General features: G+C 33.9%; 25 protein-coding genes and 5 tRNA genes. 13 read left to right on the top strand and 17 right to left on the bottom strand.

Annotated features, from left to right (window positions below; translation table 11 throughout):
- Positions 1-68: 68 nt before the first annotated feature.
- The 4 genes from NYG85_RS03875 to NYG85_RS03860 form a co-directional block, all read right to left on the bottom strand.
- Positions 69-158, bottom strand: a tRNA-Ser gene (locus NYG85_RS03875).
- 219 nt (positions 159-377) lie between these two features.
- Positions 378-451 (bottom strand) — tRNA-Cys (locus tag NYG85_RS03870).
- Positions 452-465: 14 nt separating this feature from the next.
- Positions 466-551, bottom strand: a tRNA-Leu gene (locus NYG85_RS03865).
- A 6-nt stretch (positions 552-557) separates the two neighbouring features.
- Positions 558-632 (bottom strand) — tRNA-Gly (locus tag NYG85_RS03860).
- A gap of 114 nt (positions 633-746) precedes the next feature.
- Between NYG85_RS03860 and NYG85_RS03855 the strand changes: the two genes are divergently transcribed.
- Positions 747-822, top strand: a tRNA-Ala gene (locus NYG85_RS03855).
- 56 nt (positions 823-878) lie between these two features.
- Here the strand turns inward: NYG85_RS03855 and NYG85_RS03850 are convergent.
- Complete coding sequence (locus NYG85_RS03850) at positions 879-1,031, bottom strand: hypothetical protein (RefSeq protein ID WP_284937167.1); 153 nt, start codon at positions 1,029-1,031, stop codon at positions 879-881.
- Here NYG85_RS03850 and NYG85_RS03845 point away from each other — a divergent pair.
- A complete protein-coding gene (locus NYG85_RS03845) occupies positions 1,025-2,221 on the top strand; it encodes a tyrosine-type recombinase/integrase (protein WP_284937166.1) in 1,197 nt (398 codons plus the stop codon). The genes NYG85_RS03850 and NYG85_RS03845 overlap by 7 nt on opposite strands.
- A 12-nt stretch (positions 2,222-2,233) precedes the next feature.
- On the opposite strand, the gene NYG85_RS03840 is transcribed toward NYG85_RS03845, so the two are convergent.
- The 12 genes from NYG85_RS03840 to NYG85_RS03785 form a co-directional block, all read right to left on the bottom strand.
- Entirely contained in the window at positions 2,234-2,836 is a 603-nt protein-coding gene (locus NYG85_RS03840) for a hypothetical protein (RefSeq protein WP_284937165.1), read from the bottom strand.
- 15 nt (positions 2,837-2,851) lie between these two features.
- Positions 2,852-3,268 (bottom strand): hypothetical protein, encoded by a 417-nt coding sequence (locus tag NYG85_RS03835; protein WP_284937164.1) that lies wholly within the window; start codon positions 3,266-3,268, stop codon positions 2,852-2,854.
- Positions 3,269-3,286: 18 nt separating this feature from the next.
- Positions 3,287-3,595 (bottom strand): hypothetical protein, encoded by a 309-nt coding sequence (locus tag NYG85_RS03830; protein WP_284937163.1) that lies wholly within the window; start codon positions 3,593-3,595, stop codon positions 3,287-3,289.
- A 21-nt stretch (positions 3,596-3,616) separates the two neighbouring features.
- Positions 3,617-4,159, bottom strand: a complete 543-nt coding sequence (locus NYG85_RS03825; protein WP_284937162.1) for a hypothetical protein — start codon at positions 4,157-4,159, stop codon at positions 3,617-3,619.
- A complete protein-coding gene (locus tag NYG85_RS03820; RefSeq protein WP_284937161.1) occupies positions 4,152-4,361 on the bottom strand; it encodes a helix-turn-helix transcriptional regulator in 210 nt (69 codons plus the stop codon). The genes NYG85_RS03825 and NYG85_RS03820 overlap by 8 nt, the downstream gene beginning before the upstream one ends.
- Positions 4,362-4,370: 9 nt before the next feature.
- On the bottom strand, positions 4,371-4,826 hold the full coding sequence (locus NYG85_RS03815) for a DUF736 family protein (RefSeq protein WP_284937160.1): 456 nt from the start codon (positions 4,824-4,826) through the stop codon (positions 4,371-4,373).
- Between the two features lie 89 nt (positions 4,827-4,915).
- The gene (locus NYG85_RS03810; RefSeq protein ID WP_284937159.1) at positions 4,916-5,449 is read right to left on the bottom strand and encodes a hypothetical protein; all 534 of its coding nucleotides are present in this window, start codon (positions 5,447-5,449) and stop codon (positions 4,916-4,918) included.
- Positions 5,450-5,825: 376 nt separating this feature from the next.
- On the bottom strand, positions 5,826-8,768 hold the full coding sequence (locus NYG85_RS03805; protein ID WP_284937158.1) for a phage/plasmid primase, P4 family: 2,943 nt from the start codon (positions 8,766-8,768) through the stop codon (positions 5,826-5,828).
- On the bottom strand, positions 8,761-9,108 hold the full coding sequence (locus NYG85_RS03800; protein WP_284937157.1) for a hypothetical protein: 348 nt from the start codon (positions 9,106-9,108) through the stop codon (positions 8,761-8,763). Before NYG85_RS03800 ends, NYG85_RS03805 begins: the two co-directional genes overlap by 8 nt.
- A gap of 17 nt (positions 9,109-9,125) precedes the next feature.
- On the bottom strand, positions 9,126-9,746 hold the full coding sequence (locus tag NYG85_RS03795; protein WP_284937156.1) for a tyrosine-type recombinase/integrase: 621 nt from the start codon (positions 9,744-9,746) through the stop codon (positions 9,126-9,128).
- 374 nt (positions 9,747-10,120) lie between these two features.
- A complete protein-coding gene (locus NYG85_RS03790; protein ID WP_284937155.1) occupies positions 10,121-10,345 on the bottom strand; it encodes a helix-turn-helix domain-containing protein in 225 nt (74 codons plus the stop codon).
- A gap of 133 nt (positions 10,346-10,478) precedes the next feature.
- Positions 10,479-10,718 carry a helix-turn-helix domain-containing protein gene (locus NYG85_RS03785; RefSeq protein ID WP_284937154.1) on the bottom strand — a complete coding sequence of 80 codons (240 nt, stop codon included), beginning with the start codon at positions 10,716-10,718 and terminating at the stop codon, positions 10,479-10,481.
- Positions 10,719-10,861: 143 nt separating this feature from the next.
- Here NYG85_RS03785 and NYG85_RS03780 point away from each other — a divergent pair, with 143 nt between their 5' ends.
- From NYG85_RS03780 to NYG85_RS03730, 11 genes are all read left to right on the top strand, one after another.
- Positions 10,862-11,242, top strand: a complete 381-nt coding sequence (locus NYG85_RS03780; protein WP_284937153.1) for a helix-turn-helix domain-containing protein — start codon at positions 10,862-10,864, stop codon at positions 11,240-11,242.
- Between the two features lie 111 nt (positions 11,243-11,353).
- The gene (locus tag NYG85_RS03775) at positions 11,354-11,749 is read left to right on the top strand and encodes a helix-turn-helix domain-containing protein (RefSeq protein WP_284937152.1); all 396 of its coding nucleotides are present in this window, start codon (positions 11,354-11,356) and stop codon (positions 11,747-11,749) included.
- Positions 11,749-13,122, top strand: a complete 1,374-nt coding sequence (locus tag NYG85_RS03770; RefSeq protein ID WP_284937151.1) for a restriction endonuclease — start codon at positions 11,749-11,751, stop codon at positions 13,120-13,122. Before NYG85_RS03775 ends, NYG85_RS03770 begins: the two co-directional genes overlap by 1 nt.
- A gap of 61 nt (positions 13,123-13,183) precedes the next feature.
- The gene (locus tag NYG85_RS03765; protein ID WP_284937150.1) at positions 13,184-13,396 is read left to right on the top strand and encodes a hypothetical protein; all 213 of its coding nucleotides are present in this window, start codon (positions 13,184-13,186) and stop codon (positions 13,394-13,396) included.
- Entirely contained in the window at positions 13,386-13,544 is a 159-nt protein-coding gene (locus NYG85_RS03760; RefSeq protein ID WP_284937149.1) for a type II toxin-antitoxin system RelE family toxin, read from the top strand. Before NYG85_RS03765 ends, NYG85_RS03760 begins: the two co-directional genes overlap by 11 nt.
- 313 nt (positions 13,545-13,857) lie before the next feature.
- Positions 13,858-15,558: a portal protein gene (locus NYG85_RS03755; RefSeq protein ID WP_284937148.1), complete on the top strand. Its 1,701-nt coding sequence runs from the start codon at positions 13,858-13,860 to the stop codon at positions 15,556-15,558.
- A gap of 60 nt (positions 15,559-15,618) precedes the next feature.
- Positions 15,619-15,996: a hypothetical protein gene (locus NYG85_RS03750; protein ID WP_284937147.1), complete on the top strand. Its 378-nt coding sequence runs from the start codon at positions 15,619-15,621 to the stop codon at positions 15,994-15,996.
- Positions 15,986-16,456: a hypothetical protein gene (locus NYG85_RS03745; protein ID WP_284937146.1), complete on the top strand. Its 471-nt coding sequence runs from the start codon at positions 15,986-15,988 to the stop codon at positions 16,454-16,456. The genes NYG85_RS03750 and NYG85_RS03745 overlap by 11 nt, the downstream gene beginning before the upstream one ends.
- A gap of 13 nt (positions 16,457-16,469) precedes the next feature.
- Complete coding sequence (locus NYG85_RS03740) at positions 16,470-17,396, top strand: SU10 major capsid protein (protein WP_284937145.1); 927 nt, start codon at positions 16,470-16,472, stop codon at positions 17,394-17,396.
- A 42-nt stretch (positions 17,397-17,438) separates the two neighbouring features.
- On the top strand, positions 17,439-18,140 hold the full coding sequence (locus tag NYG85_RS03735; RefSeq protein ID WP_284937144.1) for a hypothetical protein: 702 nt from the start codon (positions 17,439-17,441) through the stop codon (positions 18,138-18,140).
- A gap of 2 nt (positions 18,141-18,142) precedes the next feature.
- A partial coding sequence (locus tag NYG85_RS03730) for a hypothetical protein (protein WP_284937143.1) occupies positions 18,143-19,869 on the top strand: 1,727 nt, incomplete at its 3' end.

The raw sequence follows: 19,869 nt of genomic DNA, 5'->3' as shown, positions 1-19,869 counted from the left end.
TTAAAAAGAGCTAAAAATTGCAAATATATAAAAGTTTTACTTGAATTTTTTAGATTTTAAAGTAATCGTGGCCGGGAGATAGGGATTCGAACCCCAGGAGGCTTTCACACCTCAACGGTTTTCAAGACCGCCGCTTTCGACCGCTCAGCCATCTCCCGAAAAAAAAGATTTTTGATTATAGCAAATTTTTCTTAAAATTTGCTAATTACTCCGTCTTGTCCTTGACATAAGTTGCTCCATCGTTTATCTTCTCTTTTGTCCATTCTTTCATCTCGTGAGCATCTTCCTTGACACCGTGCCAAGTGTTTGAACACCCAAAAAACATCAAACAAACAAAAATAAAAGATAAAAATTTCATAACTACCTTTCAAGTTATTTGGAGGCGACACCCGGATTCGAACCGGGGGTAAAAGCTTTGCAGGCTTCTGCCTTACCACTTGGCCATGTCGCCCTAGCTTTTAGACGTGGTGCCCAGAGCCGGACTTGAACCGGCACGGAAAAAAATCCGAGGGATTTTAAGTCCCTTGTGTCTACCATTCCACCACCTGGGCAAATTATGGAGCGGGAAACGAGATTCGAACTCGCGACCCCAACCTTGGCAAGGTTGTGCTCTACCCCTGAGCTATTCCCGCATTGAAGTTTGCAATTTTATCTGATTTTTGCTTAAAAATTTATTTGATTTTGAATAAAATTTATAAAATTTCAAAATTTTGTAAGAATTTTTTGTGTAAAATACGAAATCTTTTGGGGTTATAGCTCAGCTGGGAGAGCGCTTGAATGGCATTCAAGAGGTCGGCGGTTCGATCCCGCTTAACTCCACCATTTATACATTTTATCTACTTTTTATTTATTCTTTTTTGTTTTAGTTTTTATCGTGTTTATCGCTGTTTTAAGCGTATCTTTGTTATGATTTGTTTTGAGTAATTTTGTTTAAATTTATCTCGTTTTTTAAAAATTTTACGGACTTTTTGGCGGATAAGATAAAGTCTTAAAAAGTAAAGTCCGTTAAAAAAAAGGATAATGAATGCCAAAAATAAATACGCCTCTAAGCGACGCTAAAATACGCACTTTAAAGGCAAAAGATAAAATTTATAAAATTTCTGATGGTGGTAGCTTATATCTTTTTATCCACCCTGATGGTAAAAAACATTTTGCGTTTGAGTATAAAAGTCCAATAACAAATAAAACTAGGCGTCTTGCCATAGGATATTATCCAGATACTACGCTAGCTTACGCAAGGACTAAACGCACAGAGCTTATAAGACAAATACAAAACGGCGAAGATCCGCTCATATCAAAAAAGGCTAGTAAAAACACTTTAAAAGAGGTAATATTAAAATGGCTTGATATTAAAAGTGCATCAATTGAGCCGTCATATCTTAAAAAGCAAATTTTAATAGCAAATAAACATATTTTCCCATATCTTGGCGATATGGCTATGGATAAGATAACTGCGGTGCAAATCATTGATACTCTAAAAATAATAGAACGTGCAGGGACGATTGAAACAATAAAGCGTGTGTTTATGCTACTTTCACAAACCTATAAATACGCTGTATCATATCAACTCGCACCACATAATATAACCGCTGATATAAATTTCAAATATACATTTAAAGCCAAAAAAGAGAAGCACTTCCCTACTCTAACCAGCCCAAAAGAGATTAAAATTTTACTTGACCTTGTAAAAACATATAGTGGCGATATCAAAACTAAAACCGCTCTAAAACTAGCCATTTATACAGCAATGCGTCCTTTTAACATACGCCACGCAAGTTGGGATGAGTTTGACTTAAAAAATGGCATTTGGCAAGTGCCAGCACAAAAAATGAAAATGAAAGAGGCGTTTATGCTGCCACTATCAACACAAGTTATCACGCTTTTAGATGAGTATAAAAAATTTAGCACACACAATTATCTATTTGCTGGACTTACTCCACTGCGACCTATGAGCGAAAATACAATGAATGCAGCACTTAGGCGGCTTGGATACACAAAAGATGAGCTAGTGTCACACGGATTTCGTGCAATGTTCTCAACAGCAGCAAATGAGCTAAGAAACGAGCATAAAATAAGTGCTGATATTATTGAGCGCTGCCTAGCTCATAAAGATAGGGACAAAGTAAGAAGTGCATATAATAGGGCTAGTAATCTAAAAGAGATGAGGCAACTTATGCAATGGTGGGCGGACTATCTAGATGACTTATCAAAGCAGATATAATCCATCAACCATCTATTCCCCTTTTTCTACCTCAAATATCTCTTTTTTACTATACTCTAACGCTTCATTTAAGGTTTTGAAGATTTTTTTGTTATATTCATCAGTAAAATGCCAAAGTATATAATTACTACTATAACGACTTTTCGTTACTTCGTATATCATTTCGCTAAAATCATATATTCTAAGATTATCAAAAAATTCACACTCTTTTGCTTTTGCAAATGCTTCATCTATGGTTTTTATGTCATTTATTGATTCTGCTCTAAGACTTTCTTTATTTGTGAAAAATTGAATTACAATTTCTTTATCACATAGCGAGATTCTCTTATCGGCAAAAATTTTTAGTTGTCTTTTTAGCTCTGCTTTCAAATCATCAAGTGCTTTATCAAACTCATCAATTTTGTAAATATTATCTTCGCTAATTTCAAATTTGCTAAGACCAAAACAAGATTTATATCCTACAAACTCCACTTCATAAGATATTTCATTATCAGATTTTAGTTTTATAGCTATTACTTCGGCAAAGCTAATAGTATTTTTACAGCGTTCATTTTTGAAAAACTCCTTTGTGATGACTATTTCGCCTATATTGAATTTATTATTTAAAGTTGCCATTGTTTTTTATCCTTTCTACTCTACTTTCATTGCTTTTACTTTATTTTCTAACTCTTGCATCTCTTTTTTTCTTTCTGCTCTCGCATTCTCGGCAGCCATCATATTTTTTTCTTTGAATTCATCGTTTTTTATATCCATTTCTATAATTTGAGAAAATGAAAGCACGTCCGAATTAAAAGTATGTGAATATTTTATAGCCGAGCAAATTTCAGATTTATATTCTCTTTGGCAATATTCTCTGACTACTTTGTCTTTGCTTTCTAAATAATATATAAAGAAAGTAAGAATAGAAAAGATAGCTATCATTAAAAAAGGTTGAGTGATAGATTCTGCTTCATACCCTAAAACCCAGTTATTTCTTATTATGGGTGCAAGTATGGCAAATGCAAATAATGCAAGTATAACTCCAATAAATATAAATCCATTAATCATTTTTTTGCCTTTCTACTTTTATTCTTCAAAGCTCACAATCCAATATTTGCCGTTTTTGAGCGGATATGCTAAATAGCCACGAAAGCTATCATACGCATATTCTTCTTGAGAAACTAGATAATTTTCATCTTGTTTTGTAAATTTTATACTTGGCAAATCGCAAGTATAAAACTCGCCACTTTTAGAAAAAGTAGCAAAGTCAAAATGCCTTATTTTCTGATTTTCTATCTCTTCTCTTAACTCATCAATAGTGTTATCATCTACACTATCAAATTCTTTTTTAAGTGCGTTAAAATAACGCATTGTTCGTGTTGTCCGTGACTTCATTTTTTATCCTTTAAATACAAATTAGATATTATCTTTTACAAACTGAGCTAAAATATCGCTATCAACTGCATAATCCTCATACCTTTTTGCCTTATCCGTTGCCGTGTATAAAACATCTAGCACACTATCTTTTATCTGCAACCAAAAGGCGGCTAGGTTTGGATTTAGCGGTTTTTGTTTTCGCTCGTTTGGTGCTAACGTAAAATAAAGTATTGTTAAAGCACACTGCGTGGCTGTTGTGGTAACTTCTGTTTTATTTGCTTTCATTTTATGGTCTAGTGCGTCAAGTAAAAGGCATACTCTTTTTATAGTGCTCTTATCGTTTCGATAAAATTTTAAAATATCATCACAACTTTGACGGATAAAATCAATCTTATCCGTCGTGGCTTTATTGATAAAAAATTTATCGCAAATATCGCTTTTTAACATACTAAACGCAAGAGAAATAATAGCAACGTCTTTAAGCTCGTTTTTGCTTACCCTTTTAGCTTGTTCTTGTTTATCACAAAATTTAGCCAATTCGTTTAGGGCTTTGGCTTGTTTCTCACGCTCTGGACTACTCATCTGTTTTTACCACCTTTGCTGGTCCAAATTGAATAAAACGTAAAATTTCACTGCGAGAATAAAATACATTACGTGTTGTTGGTGCGTATTTTGTAAAATAACCTTTTTTAACATATTGCCAAAGAGTGCTTACGTTGCATCTTAGTATAGCCATCGCCTCTTTTGGGCGGATTAAATCTTCTGGGTAAAGTTGTGTTTGCATAATAATCCTTTAAAATGGTATTTCATCTTGTGAATAATCACTATCTGTTGTTTGACTTGACATTTGCTCTTGCGAAGTGGTATTTTTATCTGTTCGTGGCTGGCTATAAACAACGTTATATAAAACTTTTGAATTTTCGCCACCCTCAAATAGTGTGATAAAAATTTTACCATTTGCAAAAACTGGACTTTCAATGTAACCTGAAATATAGCTCTTACCACTTTGTGAAGTTTTATTCCATAATGCACCAACAATCTGCCTTAACCCCTCGTATCCTTTTGGTTTTATGGCTGCAACTATAAAATCAGGCGAGTTTGGATTTTTAGCCTTTTGCTCTTTTGGTGTGCTAATCATAGCAACATTTAACGGCTCTAAAAATGGCAACACTATAACTCCGCCAACATAAGGCACAATATTATTATTTGTGTCTTGGTAGCTCATATTTGTAAAATAACCTATATTCATCTTAACTCCTTACTAGGTTGTAACTTGTGATCATTATTAAAAACGCAATAAATGCGAGTGCGACATCTAATAAATCCTGTTTAAAATACTTATTCATCTTCTACCTCCACTTCTATTGTTTCAAGTCTATTTAAAACCTCTTCTGCACTCACGGCGTCTCTTGGCATAAGTGCTAGGCGGTCTAGCATTTTGTCTTTTCTTGTGCTTGTTAAAGTAGCTATAAATTTCATAAGCTCTATCTCCTCTTTACTTATCTTTTCTCCGTTTTGTTGTTTGGCTAAAATTTTGCTTTCTTCAATCTCAAAAAACTGGTATGAGCCAGCAAGTAATACCTCATTTCTATCAATATCAACCTTTGTATCCTTTACAGCCGTTTTTAAACCACTAGCTAGGATTAAAGCCTTGACGTCTTTATTTTCGCTCATTGCAAGGCGGACTTTTTCTTCAAGGGCGGTTTGCCAATTAAATTTATTTTTCCAGCGGTTAATTGATGAGCTTGACGCTTCTAATCCTTGTGCTTTTAACCTCTTAGAAAGTGCCTCTTCGCTAATAGGTTTAAAGTCATTTTCAAAAACGGCACTTTCTAAATAGATATCAAAAGCTATTTTTTGAATTTCATTCATCTTTTTTCCTTTTTAAATGCTAAATTTTCTTTTTGTCAAGCAATGCAAGTGATTTAAAAAAAAGCCTTGACGCAAAAAGCCCCTAAAAAACGCTATATAGTTAATACCTGTCAAATTAAGGATAAAAATCTCTTGACACGAGTAAATACCGATAATATCGTTATTTTCTTTATTAAGTTTTCTTATTGTCAAGCTATTTTTACTATATAGCTGATGAAAATAAAAATAAAAAAATAAAAACAAAAATAAAAAATATATAGGGGCGAAAATGGCTTGACAAGCTACTAAAAATGCGTTTGCGTCCCTAAATTTAGGCGTTTTTTGCGTCAAGCAATCCAAAAAAATCGCTTGACAATTGCTTGACACGCTTGACAAATTATTCATCTGCTTTTGCTCCATCTCGTTGATAAATGCTAAGATTTGCAACATCTATGCTTACTCCACTAATATTTATGCTCTCAAAATCAAAATCATCGCTTAGCCTTATTCCAAAGGCGCAATTTGGGCGGTTATTTGTAAGTCCTGCATAAACCATATTAAGGCGTTTTTGTCCGTAGCTAATAACAATATTATTCATCATGCATTCATCTCTAAGGGCTTTAAAAAAGCTCTTTTCGGCTAAGGCTCTACCACCTTTTGTTTCAATAAAAGCTTTATAAACGTTATAAAGATATTTGTTTGGTATGAGATAGTTGCCATCTTTTATAATGCCCTCACGCACAAAGGTCCTAATAGGATTTATCTCATCTTTATACTCTTCAAGCTCACTTAGCATACGTTTTGAGCGTGTAAATTTGCCTTGCGTTATAAGTCTTTGAAGCCCAGCGATTGCAAGATTAAAAATACCAGCTAACTCATCTTTAAAGCGTTCAGATAGTCCGTGAATTTTAGCTCCGTCTCTTACTTCTTTATCAAAGGTTAGAAGTATCATACGCCTAAAAACGCCGTTATCTAAGCCTTGCTTTGGCTTTTCGTTACCAGCAAAGGCTAATTTTGGCTTTTCGTTTGGCATTAAGTTAAATGGATCTTTATTTTTTGGGTTTATCATAATGCTATCTTTTGTTGAAACGAGTGCTTTTAGGTTGGCTAGCTGTCCTTTATCTGTGCCGTTTTTATCTATCTCACTACCAATATTTATAAGCTTGTTTGCTAAGCCATAAAGCTGGTGTCCTTCAAATTGTTGAAGCTGTAAGCTTGAAACGTTTTCATCTCCAAAAAATGCCCTAATGGTATCAAGGATAACACTCTTGCCATTTGCACCGCTCTTTCCATACAAAAATAAAAAGCTCTCAAATGCGTGGCTAGGTAAAAAGCAGTATCCTATAAACTCCATAAGTGTTTTAATATCATCTTCATCGCCTAAAACCTGTTTTAAAAACCTATTCCACTTAGGGCAGGTGGCTTTTGCGTCATAATCAAAGTCAAGAATTGTTAAGGCTCCGTCTTTTTTATCGTGGCGTGGCTTAAATGTAAATTTGCCGTTTTTGCTAACAAAAGCCGTGCCGTTTTTAAAATTTACAATACGGCGGTTTTCATCTCGCTTGATATTATCAAGAATGTAAGCTCTATTGTGTAGGTTATCAATAATTTTTTGTGCGTTATCAACAACTACCTTTTTTGTATCAACATAGGCTTTTTGCATCCATTCAACTTGAATGAAATTTGAAAGAGTGTTTTTATCTAGCCTTGCGTAGTGAGTTTTAGTCCAAAAATAAAGCTCACCTTTGTATTGAGATAAATTATAGCCTAGTTTGATTAAACTATCTGAAAAGCTATTTACCATATCTGATATATGTGTTTGATGATAGCTAGCTAACATTGATTTTTTAATTTCAAATACCTTATCAAAAGCACAAGAGAATTTCTGAAAGTCCTCGTCAGCTCTTTCTTTGAATAAAGCTGTGCTAATGTATAGCTCTTTAAATTTATCATATTCTTTGTTGCCTTTTTTCAGTGCTCTTGCTTCATCAAATAAGACATTTATCGTCTCATCATCAAGCTCGCCTTTAACTGGAAAGATATTTATATACTTGCCTTTTTTGTCGGTTTGTAAAAACTCATCTATAATCTCATCAAAGTGCTTAATAACTGGTCTTTGTCTGTAAGGATTAAGTTGGTCTTTTAGAGTGCTAAACCACTCGCAAATCTCATCTAAAACATCATTTGTCGGCTTAAAACAAGAAAAAGATATGGCGTTAAATAGCTTATTTGCTGGGTCTTTTTCTTGTAAGTAGCTCTCTTTGTTTTCAAAAAGATAGTCGCTAATGTCGTATTTGGCTGGTAAGAATTTTCTAAGTGCATAAAACATAACAATATGAGTGTCTTTTGCTATTTCTTTTAGCTCGTAATATCTCTTAATGGCATTTAAATATCCGGCTTCATCGTTATCAAACCAAATGTAAATCTCTTTATCTTTTAACACTTCAAGCAGTTTTGGATACTTGCTAAAACTTGCAGTTACTCCACCAAGCGTAATAACTCTAACGCCAAGCGATAGTAAATTTAAAGCGTCTTTCTCACCCTCGCAAATAACTACTCTATCGTCGGTATTTGCCAAAAAGTAACGTAATGGAAAAGGATATGCACTTGCGTTTGCTTCACCTATCCACTTGCCGTCCATTCTATCAGCACCAAACTGCTTTAAATTATTATCGTATTTAAACTTTTGTCTAAATTTTAGATTTATCGGCTCGTCATTTTCATTTTTTATGATAATAACTGGGCTTTTATGTTCAAAGCTGTATCCTAAAAGCTCGTTTGCATAAACGCTAAAAAGTGAGCTGTCTCTAAAATAAAACAGGTCATCAAAAATATCGCTTAAAAGTCCTTCGTTATTTAACATATCGTTATTTAGCGTGGGAGCTAACTCTTTTAGCCTTGCTTTTAGTGCATTTTGGCGTTTAATAAACTCTGCTGCCTCTTTTTTGGCTCTTAACTCGTTTGTTTTTTTAATCTCGGCATTTCTTTTTTGATACGCTCTTAGTTCATCATCGCTAAGCTCTTTTTCATTTACATTGCAAGGTATGGCAAAGTAATCGCACACCTTTTTAGCTGCTGCCGTAGCACTAATACCCTCTTTTAGCTCTACAAATTTCACTAAATCGCCACTGGTGTTGCACGAAAAGCAGTGAAAAAACGCTCCGTCGCTGTTTGATGAAACACCAAGACTAGGCGTTTTATAATCGTGTGAGTGAAACGGACAAAAGGCATTTGAGTTATTGCCTTTAAATTCTATGCCATAATTTGAGGCAATGTAGTCTTTAAACTGCTCTTTACTAATGGTTTGTTTTATGGTAGCAAATATGTTTGTATCAGCCATTTTCTATTTCCGCAAAAAGATTGTTTTGTTTGATAAAAATTTTAAGTAGCTTTGTAACAATACGTGCAAAATCAGGATTTTTAAACTTAAAATTTCTAAAATAAAAATATATGGCGTGTTCGCTTTTTTTAGTGCGTTTTGCTATAAAACGTGAGATCTCTTTTTCTGACTTAGCACACTCTAACGCCTTATAATAAAGCTCGCTTATGTCGTCAAAATGTGGGCATTTGTAGTTTGGATGAACAAAAATTTTGCCACCCTGCTTAACAAACCTATCATTTCTGCCATTTTTTTCATCAGTCCATTTTAGACGTAAAAGCTCTATACGTGAAGCCTCCAATACTCTCTCGCAACAATCTAATGGGATAAAGTGCATTTGTCATCTCCAAAAATTTTATCAAGTGCGTCAAGCTTTTGCTGTTTTGAAGTGCTTAAATAGCCAATAGTGGTATTTATGCTCTTATGCCCTATGATATCTTGTGCGGTTTTTAAATTACCAGTGGCTTCAACTATGCGTGTAACATAACCTGCACGAAAGCTATGTGTGGTGTAAAGTGGGCTTAGATGCTTTGCTAAATGTGTGTTTAGTAAAGCCGTAAGTCCTTTTTTACTCATCGGTATATCTTTGCCGTTTTCATAAAATAAAAATCCGTTGTGTTCATTTGTATCATAATAAGTTAGTTTTAAAAGCATATTTAGCATATTTTTGTTAAAAAATATGGTGCGTGGCTTTCTTGTCTTTGTAGCTCCATTTAGTGCTAAGGATTTATGAGTGAAGATATTTTGTATATCTTCAAAACTCAAATTTACTATCTCACTAACTCTACAACCTGTAAGATAAAGCAGTGTAAAAGCTCTTGTAAGCTTATGCCTTGTGCTAGGTTGCAAGCTTTTATCGCAACTTATAAGACAAAGCAAATTTATAAACTCACGCTCATAAATAGCTAGTCGCTCTTTTGTTGAGCCAATAGGACGCATTTAAAATCCCTTTTTATCTGTTTTAATCAGATACATCATAATAACGGCTATAAAAGCACCAAATGCAAACGCTCCAACGCAGGACATTATCATCACTGCTGCTAGTGTTTCGCTCATTGTTTCCCCTTTTTAAATTTTTAGCTTTACGCTCGTTAGACCCTGCTTTAAAAGAAGAGAGTTGGGGGAAACCAAGCAGGGTTTAACCAACGTAAAAATTTAGGTGTGTTAAATAGAGTGGATTTGTGTAACTCCCTTTTTATGATTTAAAATCAGGTCTTGGGAGCATTATATTATTTTAAATAAATAAAGTCAAGTATTTTGATTATTTTGGATAGGATATTTTTAAAAAATATGATTGAGATTAATAAAAAAACTTAAATTTCATTTAAAAGCTCTTTAAACGCCGTAAGTTTTGTTATTTTTTCTTTTAAGGCTTTGTTTTCAAGCATAAGGTTTAAAAGAAATTCATACGTTGCAGGGACTTCCCCTTTTGTAACCCATTGTGCTGGTGTGCCTGGATTAACCTTTATAATTTCTGCGAGTTCCTTTTGTGTGATGTTTAACTCACGACACGCTTTTTTAACAATATTTTCTTCCATTATTTCCCCTTTGAAGTATGATTTTACCACAAAAGACTTTAACTCTATTTAACAATACTAAGTAAAAGAACGCAAGTTTTACACTTGAATAAGTAGTCATAAACTACTTAGTTAAATGCAAGACTAAAAATGGCTATTTTGTATCAAATATCTCTCCTTTGCCTGAGTAAATCCAATCAAGGCGAAAGCCGTAACGCTCGTGAAATTTATACGCCCAATCAAGTGGCATTTGCTTTCTACCAAACCTTACTTCTGCGTATATAAATTTTGTAGTCCCTAAAAATTTAAACGCTTCTTGCTTTGTCATATTGGCAACTTTACGCATAGCATCTAATCTGTCGCCAATGCTTTCAAAGGCTATTTTAGTCTGCATTCGTGTCCTTTTTTTAGCCAAAAATTAGATATAATGTGTGAGATTTGGCTGAAATATTACTTAGATTTTAAGTGTATTATACATCGTTTTTCGGAGTATGTCAAGATAAAAAGAAGTAAATAATTTATTTTACGGAGTATTTTATGAGAGAGATAGATGATATTTTGGTGGCTTTAAAAAAAATTACTGGGGCAAAAAACGACAAAGAGCTGAGTGAAATTCTAAAATTTTCATATAGCAGTTTGGATAGATGGAAAGCAGAGGATAAAATACCAGCTAAACGCATTATGGAATTTTCAGAAAAGCTCGGGGTTGGCGTTGATACTATAATGAGAGGCTCTTTTAACCAAATTGGCATAAATAATAGACAAAATTTTGGTTTAATTAATGAAAATAATGCTAATATTGATAGTAACGATAAAATACAAGAATTTTTAATCTTGTTTAAAAAATATGGAAACGAGCAACTAATTGATAGTTTTATAGAAAAATTAAAAAAAATAGAAAATTTATCAAAGGGATAATTAGTGAAAGTTTTTTTTGGTTAATAATTTATTTTATTTGAAATAATTATATACTCATTTTAAATAAATGTCAATAGTAAAATACTCAAATTTACTTAAAAGGTGGCAAAAATGGAAAATTTAGAAGCTGTTTTGGCTAGAATAAGAGCTATTTTGTGCGTAAAAACTGATAAGCAAATGTGTAAAATTTTAGAAATACCATATAATACGCTCACCACTTGGAAAGATAGAAAAAGAATACCAAAAGGAAAATTCTTAGAAATAGCAAATAAGCTAAATGTATCACCTACATTTTTAGAAACAGGTGTAAATATTTCAAACAACACAAACCGAATAATAGTCAATGGCTCAAATAATGGGAGTATTGTAAGTTCTCATCAGACGCAAGTTGATAGTGAGCTAATGGAATTTATAAAGCTGTTTAAAGATTATGGTAATGGTAAAATACTAAAAGAATTTAAAGATAGGCTTATCAAAATAAAAAAGGCTATGGAATGCGATAAATAATGTGGCAAAAAATATTTGTATACCTATTGGCAGGGGCTGCTGTTATTATAGGGTGGTTTTCTTTTTTGTTATTAGGGCAAAGTAAAAATTCGTTACTACCATGGTATGGTATTGCTATTTCGGTAATATTATTTTTTTTAACAAACTATTTTGAAAAAATACTAATCAAAGACCCCCTTATAAATGCAGAACGGATAGCCCAGATAAACCAATTTGACTATCAAATAAAACAATATGTTGATAGAGAAAAAATTTTGCCAAGCAAAGCTGAATATATTAAGAGATATAAAATAGATGAATATATTGCAATAAAAGAAAAGTATATACAAATTAAAAACAAAGCAAGAGAAGATGAGACCACAGATGAGCTAAAGTATAGATATACTATTTTTAAGGAAATGCTAAAAAAACAAAGTGAAATTGCGACACTATGGCAAACTTTAAGTCAAGAAACCGAACATTATATACAAAAAATAAATTCTATAAAAATAGATTTTTTTATAGATAAAACAAATGATTTTACATTAGAGTTTAGAAATTTTAATTTATCTCAAATAGATAACTATTTATCTAGTGTCCGCACATATAATAAAAACCTTGTACCTATTGGGGATAGCTTTGAACTTTTAATACAAAAACACGATATATTAAAAAATATTTTAGACCAAGCAGTATATTTAGAACAACAATATTACCGCCCTTGTGTGCATAATAAAAAAATGGCATATCTTAGCCCTCACAAGTGTAAAATATGCAAAAAAGAATTTGATAGTTTTATTAAAAAGCAAAATCCAAAACAATACGCTCAAAAAATTTTAGATAGATACGAAGACGAGATGGCTTTTAGAAAGCCCGAAGAAATAGGAGCAAGATATGAAAGATATATTGGGTATTTATATGAGATTAGTGGGTATGATGTAACATACAATGGCATTATAATGGGTAAAAAAGATGATGGCATAGATATAATAGCAAAAAAGAAAAATGAAATGATTATAATCCAATGCAAATGGTATAAAGAAGAAAGCGAAATTCACAATAACACCATTAGGCAACTAAATGACAATCTTAATGATTATACACAAGATAACCCAAATAAAAAAGTTATAGCAAGACTATATAGCGTTTATGATAATTTAGACGAACAGGCAAAAGCCAAAATAGCAAGAACGCAAATAGAACATATCATATTACCATACGACAATAACTATCCAAAAATAAAATGCAATACAAATAAAGATACAAATGAAAAAATCTATCATTTGCCAGGTGTTGGACAATATGATAGAATAAAAATGCACCAAAAAAACAAATTTTATATAAAAACTATAAGTGAAGCCGAAAAACTAGGATTTAGGCTTTCGTATAATTAAATAGAAAGATTATAAAAGATTTAAAAAAAATGGATATAATATTACAAAAAAGGATTAAAAAATGCAAGAGAGTTTAAATATAAGAGTTGATGCAAAGTATATCCCAGCATTAAAAGATATAGTAAAAGGGCTAAATGGTAAGATAATCCTAGCAAGTGAGATTAAAAAACTAATAGCAGACAAAGTAGATGATGAAATTTTATCACGTGAGGTAGATAGGGCGTTAAACTCAAAGCAAAATAGAATTAGGGTTGATAATATAGATGAGTTTTAGCCTAGAATTTACTGAAAAATCAGCAAAGCAATGGAAAAAACTAGATGAGAGCATAAAAATCCAGTTTAGAAAAAAGATAAAAGAGCGACTTGAAAATCCAAAAGTCGCAAAAGATAAGCTCAGTGATATAAGGACATTTATAAGATAAAACTAAAAGATTTAGGCTATCGTTTGGCGTATCAAGTCAAAGAGAGTGAGCTTATCGTTTTGGTTTTAGTAGTTAATCAAAGAGCTAATGATAAAATTTATAATGAATTAAAGAGTATATTTAAAACAAAAAGCAATTAACATAAATGAGTTTAAAATATTCGCAGGTGGTAGATAATACCACCACCCACTTGCAAAATAAGGTTCGCCTAGAATTTCGGGAACAATTATACAACAAAAACAAAAAACAATAAAAGTTTATAAAATTTAGAAAAACCTAGCATAAACTAGCAAAAAACTAAAAAGGATAGTTTATGCTAGACGAGCTTAGCCTGATACAAGAGGCGTTTAATAACCTTGAGGAGCAAAAAGAGCGATTTTTAAAATGTGAAAGAGCGTATAGAGCCGAATATAAAGACAATAACCGCACTTCAAAGCTAAAAAGCAGCGAAAAGAGCCAATCAAGGCTTTACGTCCCTCTTATAAAAACCACCATTAATATAATCCACTCAATATTTAAAACCAGCTTTATGAGTGATGTTTGTCCTATTGAGATAAGTCGTGTTGGATATAGAAGTGATAATGATTTAATCCTAGCAAATGCACTAAGTGCAATGCTAAAAGAGAAGTGGAAAAGCAAAGAGCATAGAATAGGACTAAGCAAAGCGGTATTAAGTGCTTTGTATCTACCTCTTGGCATAGTAAGCTTATATTATGATAGCACTTACCGCGCAATAAGGACTAAATTTATACCTATAACCGACCTAGCATTTGATAAGAGTGCAAGTGATATAAATGACATAGAATACGTGGCTTATCGCTGGGGACAAAGTGTTAGAGAGATAAAAGAGAAAATCAAAAACAAAAAATACAAACAAAAAGATACAGCACTAATCTACGCACACAATGAACTAGATAGTAAGCGTGTGGAGATGAAAGATATCTACATAAAAACCAGCAAGGATGGCGAGGTATTTTGGAGATTAAAGAGTTTTGCAAATGGCGTGCTAGTTAGAGAGGCGAAATTTAGCACACTGCCATTTCACTTTGGATACTGCATAGAGGCAATGCCTAGCATTGAGCTTGACGAGAGAGAAAACGAAATAGCTGTTTATGGCTCGTGCATACCTGAGATAGCTGCTGAGATACAAGAAGAATACAACATAAAACGCAATCAAAAAATCAATATAGTTGAAAGACAAATTGACCCAGTTTATATCGTGGATAAAACAGCAGGTGCTATAAGTATATCAGATATCGTAGCAAATAAGAAATTTATCCGCACCGATACAATGCAAGGCAAAAGAGTAAGCGACCTAATCCAACCACTACCACCAGTAGCAGCCTATCCGCTTAGCGAAGAAATAAATATGCTAAATCACGAATACGAGATAGCAACTGGTGTAAATAGCGTAATGACTGGACAAACAAGCCCAAGCGATAGGCGGGCAAGCACCGCACTACAAGTAGTAAATGCCGCTTCAAGCTCGCGCATTGAAAGTATGATACAAACGCTGATAGAAACAATGCTTTTAGGATACGCAACGCACTTTGTAGAGCTAATTTATAAATTTAGCAGTGATGATGAGTTTATAAAAGCGACTGAGGATATGCAAATAATAGAAAAAATCGGCACACAAAGTGAGCGTGTAAGAAATAAACTAGACTTTGATATAAAGGTAAATTTTGGCACGAGTATAAGCAAAGATATGCGTGTAAGTCAGCTAAATAGCCTACTTGGAATGCTAGGACAAGCAGGAGTAAATTCGCCTGAGTTAGCAGGAGTGATTGCAAAAGAGATAATAAGCAACATAATGGGCGAAAATGCACCGATAGAGCAAATAGATATGGCTATAAATCAAGCAAAAGCACAGCAAGAATTAGCCTTAGCACAGCAACAACAAGAACTAGTAGCAAGAGATCAAGAAATGATGATGAATGAAGCAGCACAAAGCGAGAGCACGCCAAGCGATGAAGAGCTAGAAATGGCGTCATTAAAAGCTGGTGGGATATAAAAAAAGTATATAAAAATTAGAAAAGTAATCTTTAAAATAACAAAAATTTAAGGAGTAAGAATGCGTGTAAGAAGTGAATTTAATGTGCTTGGCATAATCAAATCATACGCTAGTAATGGACTTAGCATATTTGAGAGTAGCCAAAAAGGCAAAAAAGAGGTGGGTCAAATAAGTGGTGGAGCAATAGGCGATATCGTGGCTTATGACTTAGAAAATAAAGCAACCATCATCATTGATAGCAATGAGTGGGAGAAAATGCCAAAGGATGAAAAGGCTAGAAGTGAGCTTATGGCGATAACAAATGAGAGCATAGATGAGCTAAGAATACAAATAGCAAATTTAAAGGCTGAAAATTTGGACTTAAAAAACAAAATCGCACAACTTGAAGCAAAAAAGAGCGATGAATTAGTTTTAAAAGGAGATGAAAATGCAAAATGATGTTTATGACGAACAAATAGATACGCAAGAAGCCATAGAGCAAGAGCAAGAAACGCAAGCGACGCCAAAAGATGAGCCAAAGCAAGAGACGCAAAGTGGCGGTAAGTATCTAAGCGATGATGAGTATGAGGACTTTGCAAGGATGAGACAAGAACGCACATTAAACGAAATGGAGCGTGAGTTTCAGCAAGAGTATCCAGACTTTAAAATGAGCGATGTTTTAGGACACATTAAAGAAGTGCAAAAGGAAAATCCCGCCTTAGCTAAGAGATTATTTACACCAGTTGGGATAGAAAATATCTACTTAAAGCACTTTAAAGGCAAAAAGAGTGCGGATGATGAGTTTGATACTGGACGTGCAATAAGTGGCAGTGCTAATAGCGATGAGATGATATCAAAAATCAATAGAGGCGAGGCTAGTGATAGCGAAAAACTAAATTTTTACAAAAGATTATTTTAAAAGGAGATAGAAAATGGCAGTTAAGACCGGTTTAATCACAAGTGAGGAGGCCTTTGGAACAAAAGGCGTGTATCTTGAAAACACGATTAAAAGGATAGGTTGGCAGCAAACGCCTTTTTTAAGCACGATAAGCACGGCAGCGCCAGCGGATAGAAGCACAAACGTAGCGTTAGGACATAGCTGGTATTATGATGAGATACCAACAGGCGATAAAAATAATGCTCACGTTGAAGGTGGTGCAGCAGCACAGATAAAATACTTCACAGGTTCAAGCCTAAAAAATCACTTTCAAATCGTAAAAAATGGATATGGTGTGAGTGGGACAGAAGAGCACAGCACAAGAGTAAATGGCTCGGCAAAACTAGCAACGCAAGGAGAGCTTAGCTCATTAGAACATAAGCTTAGCATAGAGCAAATTTTACTAAGCGACCAAGCGGCGGTGGCTCGTGTAAATAGTGGTGGTAGCTTAACAGCTGGTAAGTGTGGTGGCTTAAAGAGCTTTGCAACATCTGTAAATACCATTGACGCTGCTGGTGCTGAACTTGATATGCAACTCATTAGAAATTTACTAAAAATTGGCTTTTTCAAAAACCGCCCTTATCAATATTTAATGGTAAAAGATACGCAAAATGATAAGCTTTTAGCGCTACTTGATAAGTATAAACAGGCTAATTACAAGGTTAAGCAGTTTGATGATGAAGTGCTCGCTATAAATTCAAGCTATGGGACAAATATAAAAATTATCCTAAATCCATTTTTAGCCGAAAATGAGATTATCGCATATAGAAGCGATGATATTGTTAAGGTAAATTGGCGTGCGATGAAAACAAGAGAGATACCAACTAGCGATGACGCTATCAAAAAAGAGATAATTAGTGAATTTACACTAAGAGTTTGCACACCAGTTGCCTTTGCGTGGCTTAAAAATCTAAAAGTATAAAAGACTAAGGCTTTTTAAGCCTTAGCTTATAAAAGGTGTAAAATGACTTTTTTAGAGTTTAAAGAGCAGTATAAAATTTTAACTCGTGGAGATGTGATGATAGCTGGTGATGATGAGTTGAAACTTTTAATGGCATTAGCTGCAAAGGATATCCATAGAGCTGTAACACCACTTGAAAAAATAGAACTTGACTATCTTAATTTAAAAAAGGACTTTGACATTGACGATAAATACTTTGTAAGAGAGTTTTTAACGCCAAAAAATGACAATGACGAGATAGACTTTATAGATGAGATGCTTTTAATGGCACTTGTTTATCATATCGCAAAACAAAGAGCAAGGGGGGACGAGCTAAAAAACAACTATGAAATGGCATATAAAAGAGCGTTAATGGAGTATGAGTTTAATAATTTTAGCGATGAGAGTTATAACCTTGAAATGGCTTTGGGTCGTCGCGGATGGCTAAAACCTTATGTTATAAACGATAGCTTAGAGCCGTATTATGAATGGGATGAGAAGTTTATAGCAAATCTTGATTTTTATATGGCTAACGTTAGTCGCATTAAAAATTTAAATTATAGAAAATTTATTTATCTTTTTATTGACTATCAAAACAACAAAACTTTACCTAGCAAACATTTAAAAGACGCCGTGCCAATTGGCAGTGGATATGTGCTAGTAAATCAAAGAGAGGATTTAAAAGCACTTGATAGATTTATGAGTAAGAAAATTTTAGGAGTTTAAAAATGGCTGAGAAAGAATTTACGCAGATTTGTAAAGAAATTTTAGGCAATTATCAAGACATAAAAGATAGTGCAAGAGTGGTAAGCGAAAAATCCGCACAAGCACAAAGTGCTAAAACCAAAGCAGAACAAATTCAAGCGGACGTAACCGCAAAGAATATACAAATGCAAAGTGCTATAACCACACACACGCAAAAGATAACCGCACTAAACACAAGAATAGATGAGACCACGCCAAAGCTAAATGAGATGAGTGTGTTTTTTACTACACTACCAACAAAAAAGCAGGAGCTAACCACGCTAAAAAACGAAGCACAGCAAAGCAAAAATGAAGCAAATTTAAGAGCAAGTGAGATAACGACTAAGCTAAATCAATTTAACACCGACTATAATGAAGTGCGTTATGTTAAAACAGAACTACCACAACTAAATAATGCAGTGCGTGAGGGACTTGCTGACATTGCTAACATTAAAAGCTTAACAACAGACGGCTTTATAAAAGATGATAGCGTTTCAACCACACAAACTTACAGCTCACAAAAGCTTAATGCGTTGTTTGATACAAAACTAGATGTTACAACTTACACAGCCCAGAAGCAAACCTTTGCAACCAAAACCGAGCTAAACACCAAGTTAGCCACAGCGACTTACAACACAGATAAACCAACCTTTGCAACCAAAACCGAGCTAAACACCAAACTAGCCACAGCGACTTATAACGCAGATAAAGCTACATTTGCCACTAAAACCGAGCTAAACACCAAGCTAAACGCTAACGCTAACGCAGTCAGTGCTACCAAGCTACAAACCGCAAGGACTATAAACGGAGTAGCCTTTGACGGCACGGCTAATATCACAATCGCCGATAACACCAAGTTAGCCACAGCGACCTATAATGCAGAAAAGCAAACCTTTGCCACCAAAACCGAGCTAAACACCAAGTTAGCCACAGCGACCTATAATGCAGAAAAGCAAACACCAATTACAAACCACATTATTTGGAGCATAGGAGCCTCGCAAAAGGAAGGAGCAGTTAAGCATTTTACAGATTTTAATGCCGTCTTTACCGAAGCACTTAAATACCGCAAAGCTACACATACTGATAGATATATCCAGCTTCATCTTACAAGCGACATAGTGATAAATCAGCAAGTATATGTTAGTTGTTGCGATTTATCATTTCTTAGGATTTATGGTGGCAGAACAACAGCAGATAATGGCTTTAAAATTATAGCAGGACCTAACTTACCAGCTAACCACTACTTATTTTTCTTTGATTTAGGCACAAAAGCACCATTTTTTTATGGCGTTACGTTTAAAGGTAGGTGGCTACCAAATAGTGGGGCTAGACCAACAGCTGCTGCAACTAATAGCGTAAATACAAACGGCATAAGAATTTCAGGTTTTAGTCAAGCCATTATTTTTGATAAGTGTAAGTTTGAGAATTTAAACGAAGCCATTCGTTGTCAAAACGCCTCTTATGCTTATTTTGGCAATGCAATTACCGAGTTTAATATGTGTAATATCGGCATAAATGCTTATGACTTAGCTTATGTTATTTTATCCACTCCAACCTTTCAAAACTGCATAAAAGCAGTAAGGCCTTGTAGTGGAACGCAAATATATTGCTTTAAATGCGTATTTAAAAAGAATAACCTAGCCATAGCCACTGAAACAAATGCCACAACTACGCTTTATCTGTGCACTTTGCCACCAAACACAGACGCAGA

Origin of the sequence: Campylobacter gastrosuis (assembly GCF_030249845.1) — a bacterium.
Lineage (GTDB): Bacteria > Campylobacterota > Campylobacteria > Campylobacterales > Campylobacteraceae > Campylobacter_A > Campylobacter_A gastrosuis.
This window is presented reverse-complemented; position numbering and strand designations above follow the sequence as displayed.

Excerpts from the sequence above, each read along its gene's own strand:
- NYG85_RS03750 (WP_284937147.1), top strand. The coding sequence starts at position 15,619 with ATGCGTGTAAGAAGTGAATTTAATGTGCTTGGCATAATCAAATCATAC.
- NYG85_RS03845 (WP_284937166.1), top strand. The coding sequence starts at position 1,025 with ATGCCAAAAATAAATACGCCTCTAAGCGACGCTAAAATACGCACTTTA.
- NYG85_RS03815 (WP_284937160.1), bottom strand. The coding sequence starts at position 4,826 with ATGAATATAGGTTATTTTACAAATATGAGCTACCAAGACACAAATAAT.
- NYG85_RS03765 (WP_284937150.1), top strand. The coding sequence starts at position 13,184 with ATGCAAGAGAGTTTAAATATAAGAGTTGATGCAAAGTATATCCCAGCA.
- NYG85_RS03840 (WP_284937165.1), bottom strand. The coding sequence starts at position 2,836 with ATGGCAACTTTAAATAATAAATTCAATATAGGCGAAATAGTCATCACA.
- NYG85_RS03770 (WP_284937151.1), top strand. The coding sequence starts at position 11,749 with ATGTGGCAAAAAATATTTGTATACCTATTGGCAGGGGCTGCTGTTATT.
- NYG85_RS03820 (WP_284937161.1), bottom strand. The coding sequence starts at position 4,361 with ATGCAAACACAACTTTACCCAGAAGATTTAATCCGCCCAAAAGAGGCG.
- NYG85_RS03805 (WP_284937158.1), bottom strand. The coding sequence starts at position 8,768 with ATGGCTGATACAAACATATTTGCTACCATAAAACAAACCATTAGTAAA.
- NYG85_RS03745 (WP_284937146.1), top strand. The coding sequence starts at position 15,986 with ATGCAAAATGATGTTTATGACGAACAAATAGATACGCAAGAAGCCATA.
- NYG85_RS03760 (WP_284937149.1), top strand. The coding sequence starts at position 13,386 with ATGAGTTTTAGCCTAGAATTTACTGAAAAATCAGCAAAGCAATGGAAA.
- NYG85_RS03810 (WP_284937159.1), bottom strand. The coding sequence starts at position 5,449 with ATGAATGAAATTCAAAAAATAGCTTTTGATATCTATTTAGAAAGTGCC.
- NYG85_RS03785 (WP_284937154.1), bottom strand. The coding sequence starts at position 10,718 with ATGCAGACTAAAATAGCCTTTGAAAGCATTGGCGACAGATTAGATGCT.
- NYG85_RS03755 (WP_284937148.1), top strand. The coding sequence starts at position 13,858 with ATGCTAGACGAGCTTAGCCTGATACAAGAGGCGTTTAATAACCTTGAG.
- NYG85_RS03790 (WP_284937155.1), bottom strand. The coding sequence starts at position 10,345 with ATGGAAGAAAATATTGTTAAAAAAGCGTGTCGTGAGTTAAACATCACA.
- NYG85_RS03735 (WP_284937144.1), top strand. The coding sequence starts at position 17,439 with ATGACTTTTTTAGAGTTTAAAGAGCAGTATAAAATTTTAACTCGTGGA.
- NYG85_RS03825 (WP_284937162.1), bottom strand. The coding sequence starts at position 4,159 with ATGAGTAGTCCAGAGCGTGAGAAACAAGCCAAAGCCCTAAACGAATTG.
- NYG85_RS03780 (WP_284937153.1), top strand. The coding sequence starts at position 10,862 with ATGAGAGAGATAGATGATATTTTGGTGGCTTTAAAAAAAATTACTGGG.
- NYG85_RS03835 (WP_284937164.1), bottom strand. The coding sequence starts at position 3,268 with ATGATTAATGGATTTATATTTATTGGAGTTATACTTGCATTATTTGCA.
- NYG85_RS03830 (WP_284937163.1), bottom strand. The coding sequence starts at position 3,595 with ATGAAGTCACGGACAACACGAACAATGCGTTATTTTAACGCACTTAAA.
- NYG85_RS03775 (WP_284937152.1), top strand. The coding sequence starts at position 11,354 with ATGGAAAATTTAGAAGCTGTTTTGGCTAGAATAAGAGCTATTTTGTGC.
- NYG85_RS03740 (WP_284937145.1), top strand. The coding sequence starts at position 16,470 with ATGGCAGTTAAGACCGGTTTAATCACAAGTGAGGAGGCCTTTGGAACA.
- NYG85_RS03795 (WP_284937156.1), bottom strand. The coding sequence starts at position 9,746 with ATGCGTCCTATTGGCTCAACAAAAGAGCGACTAGCTATTTATGAGCGT.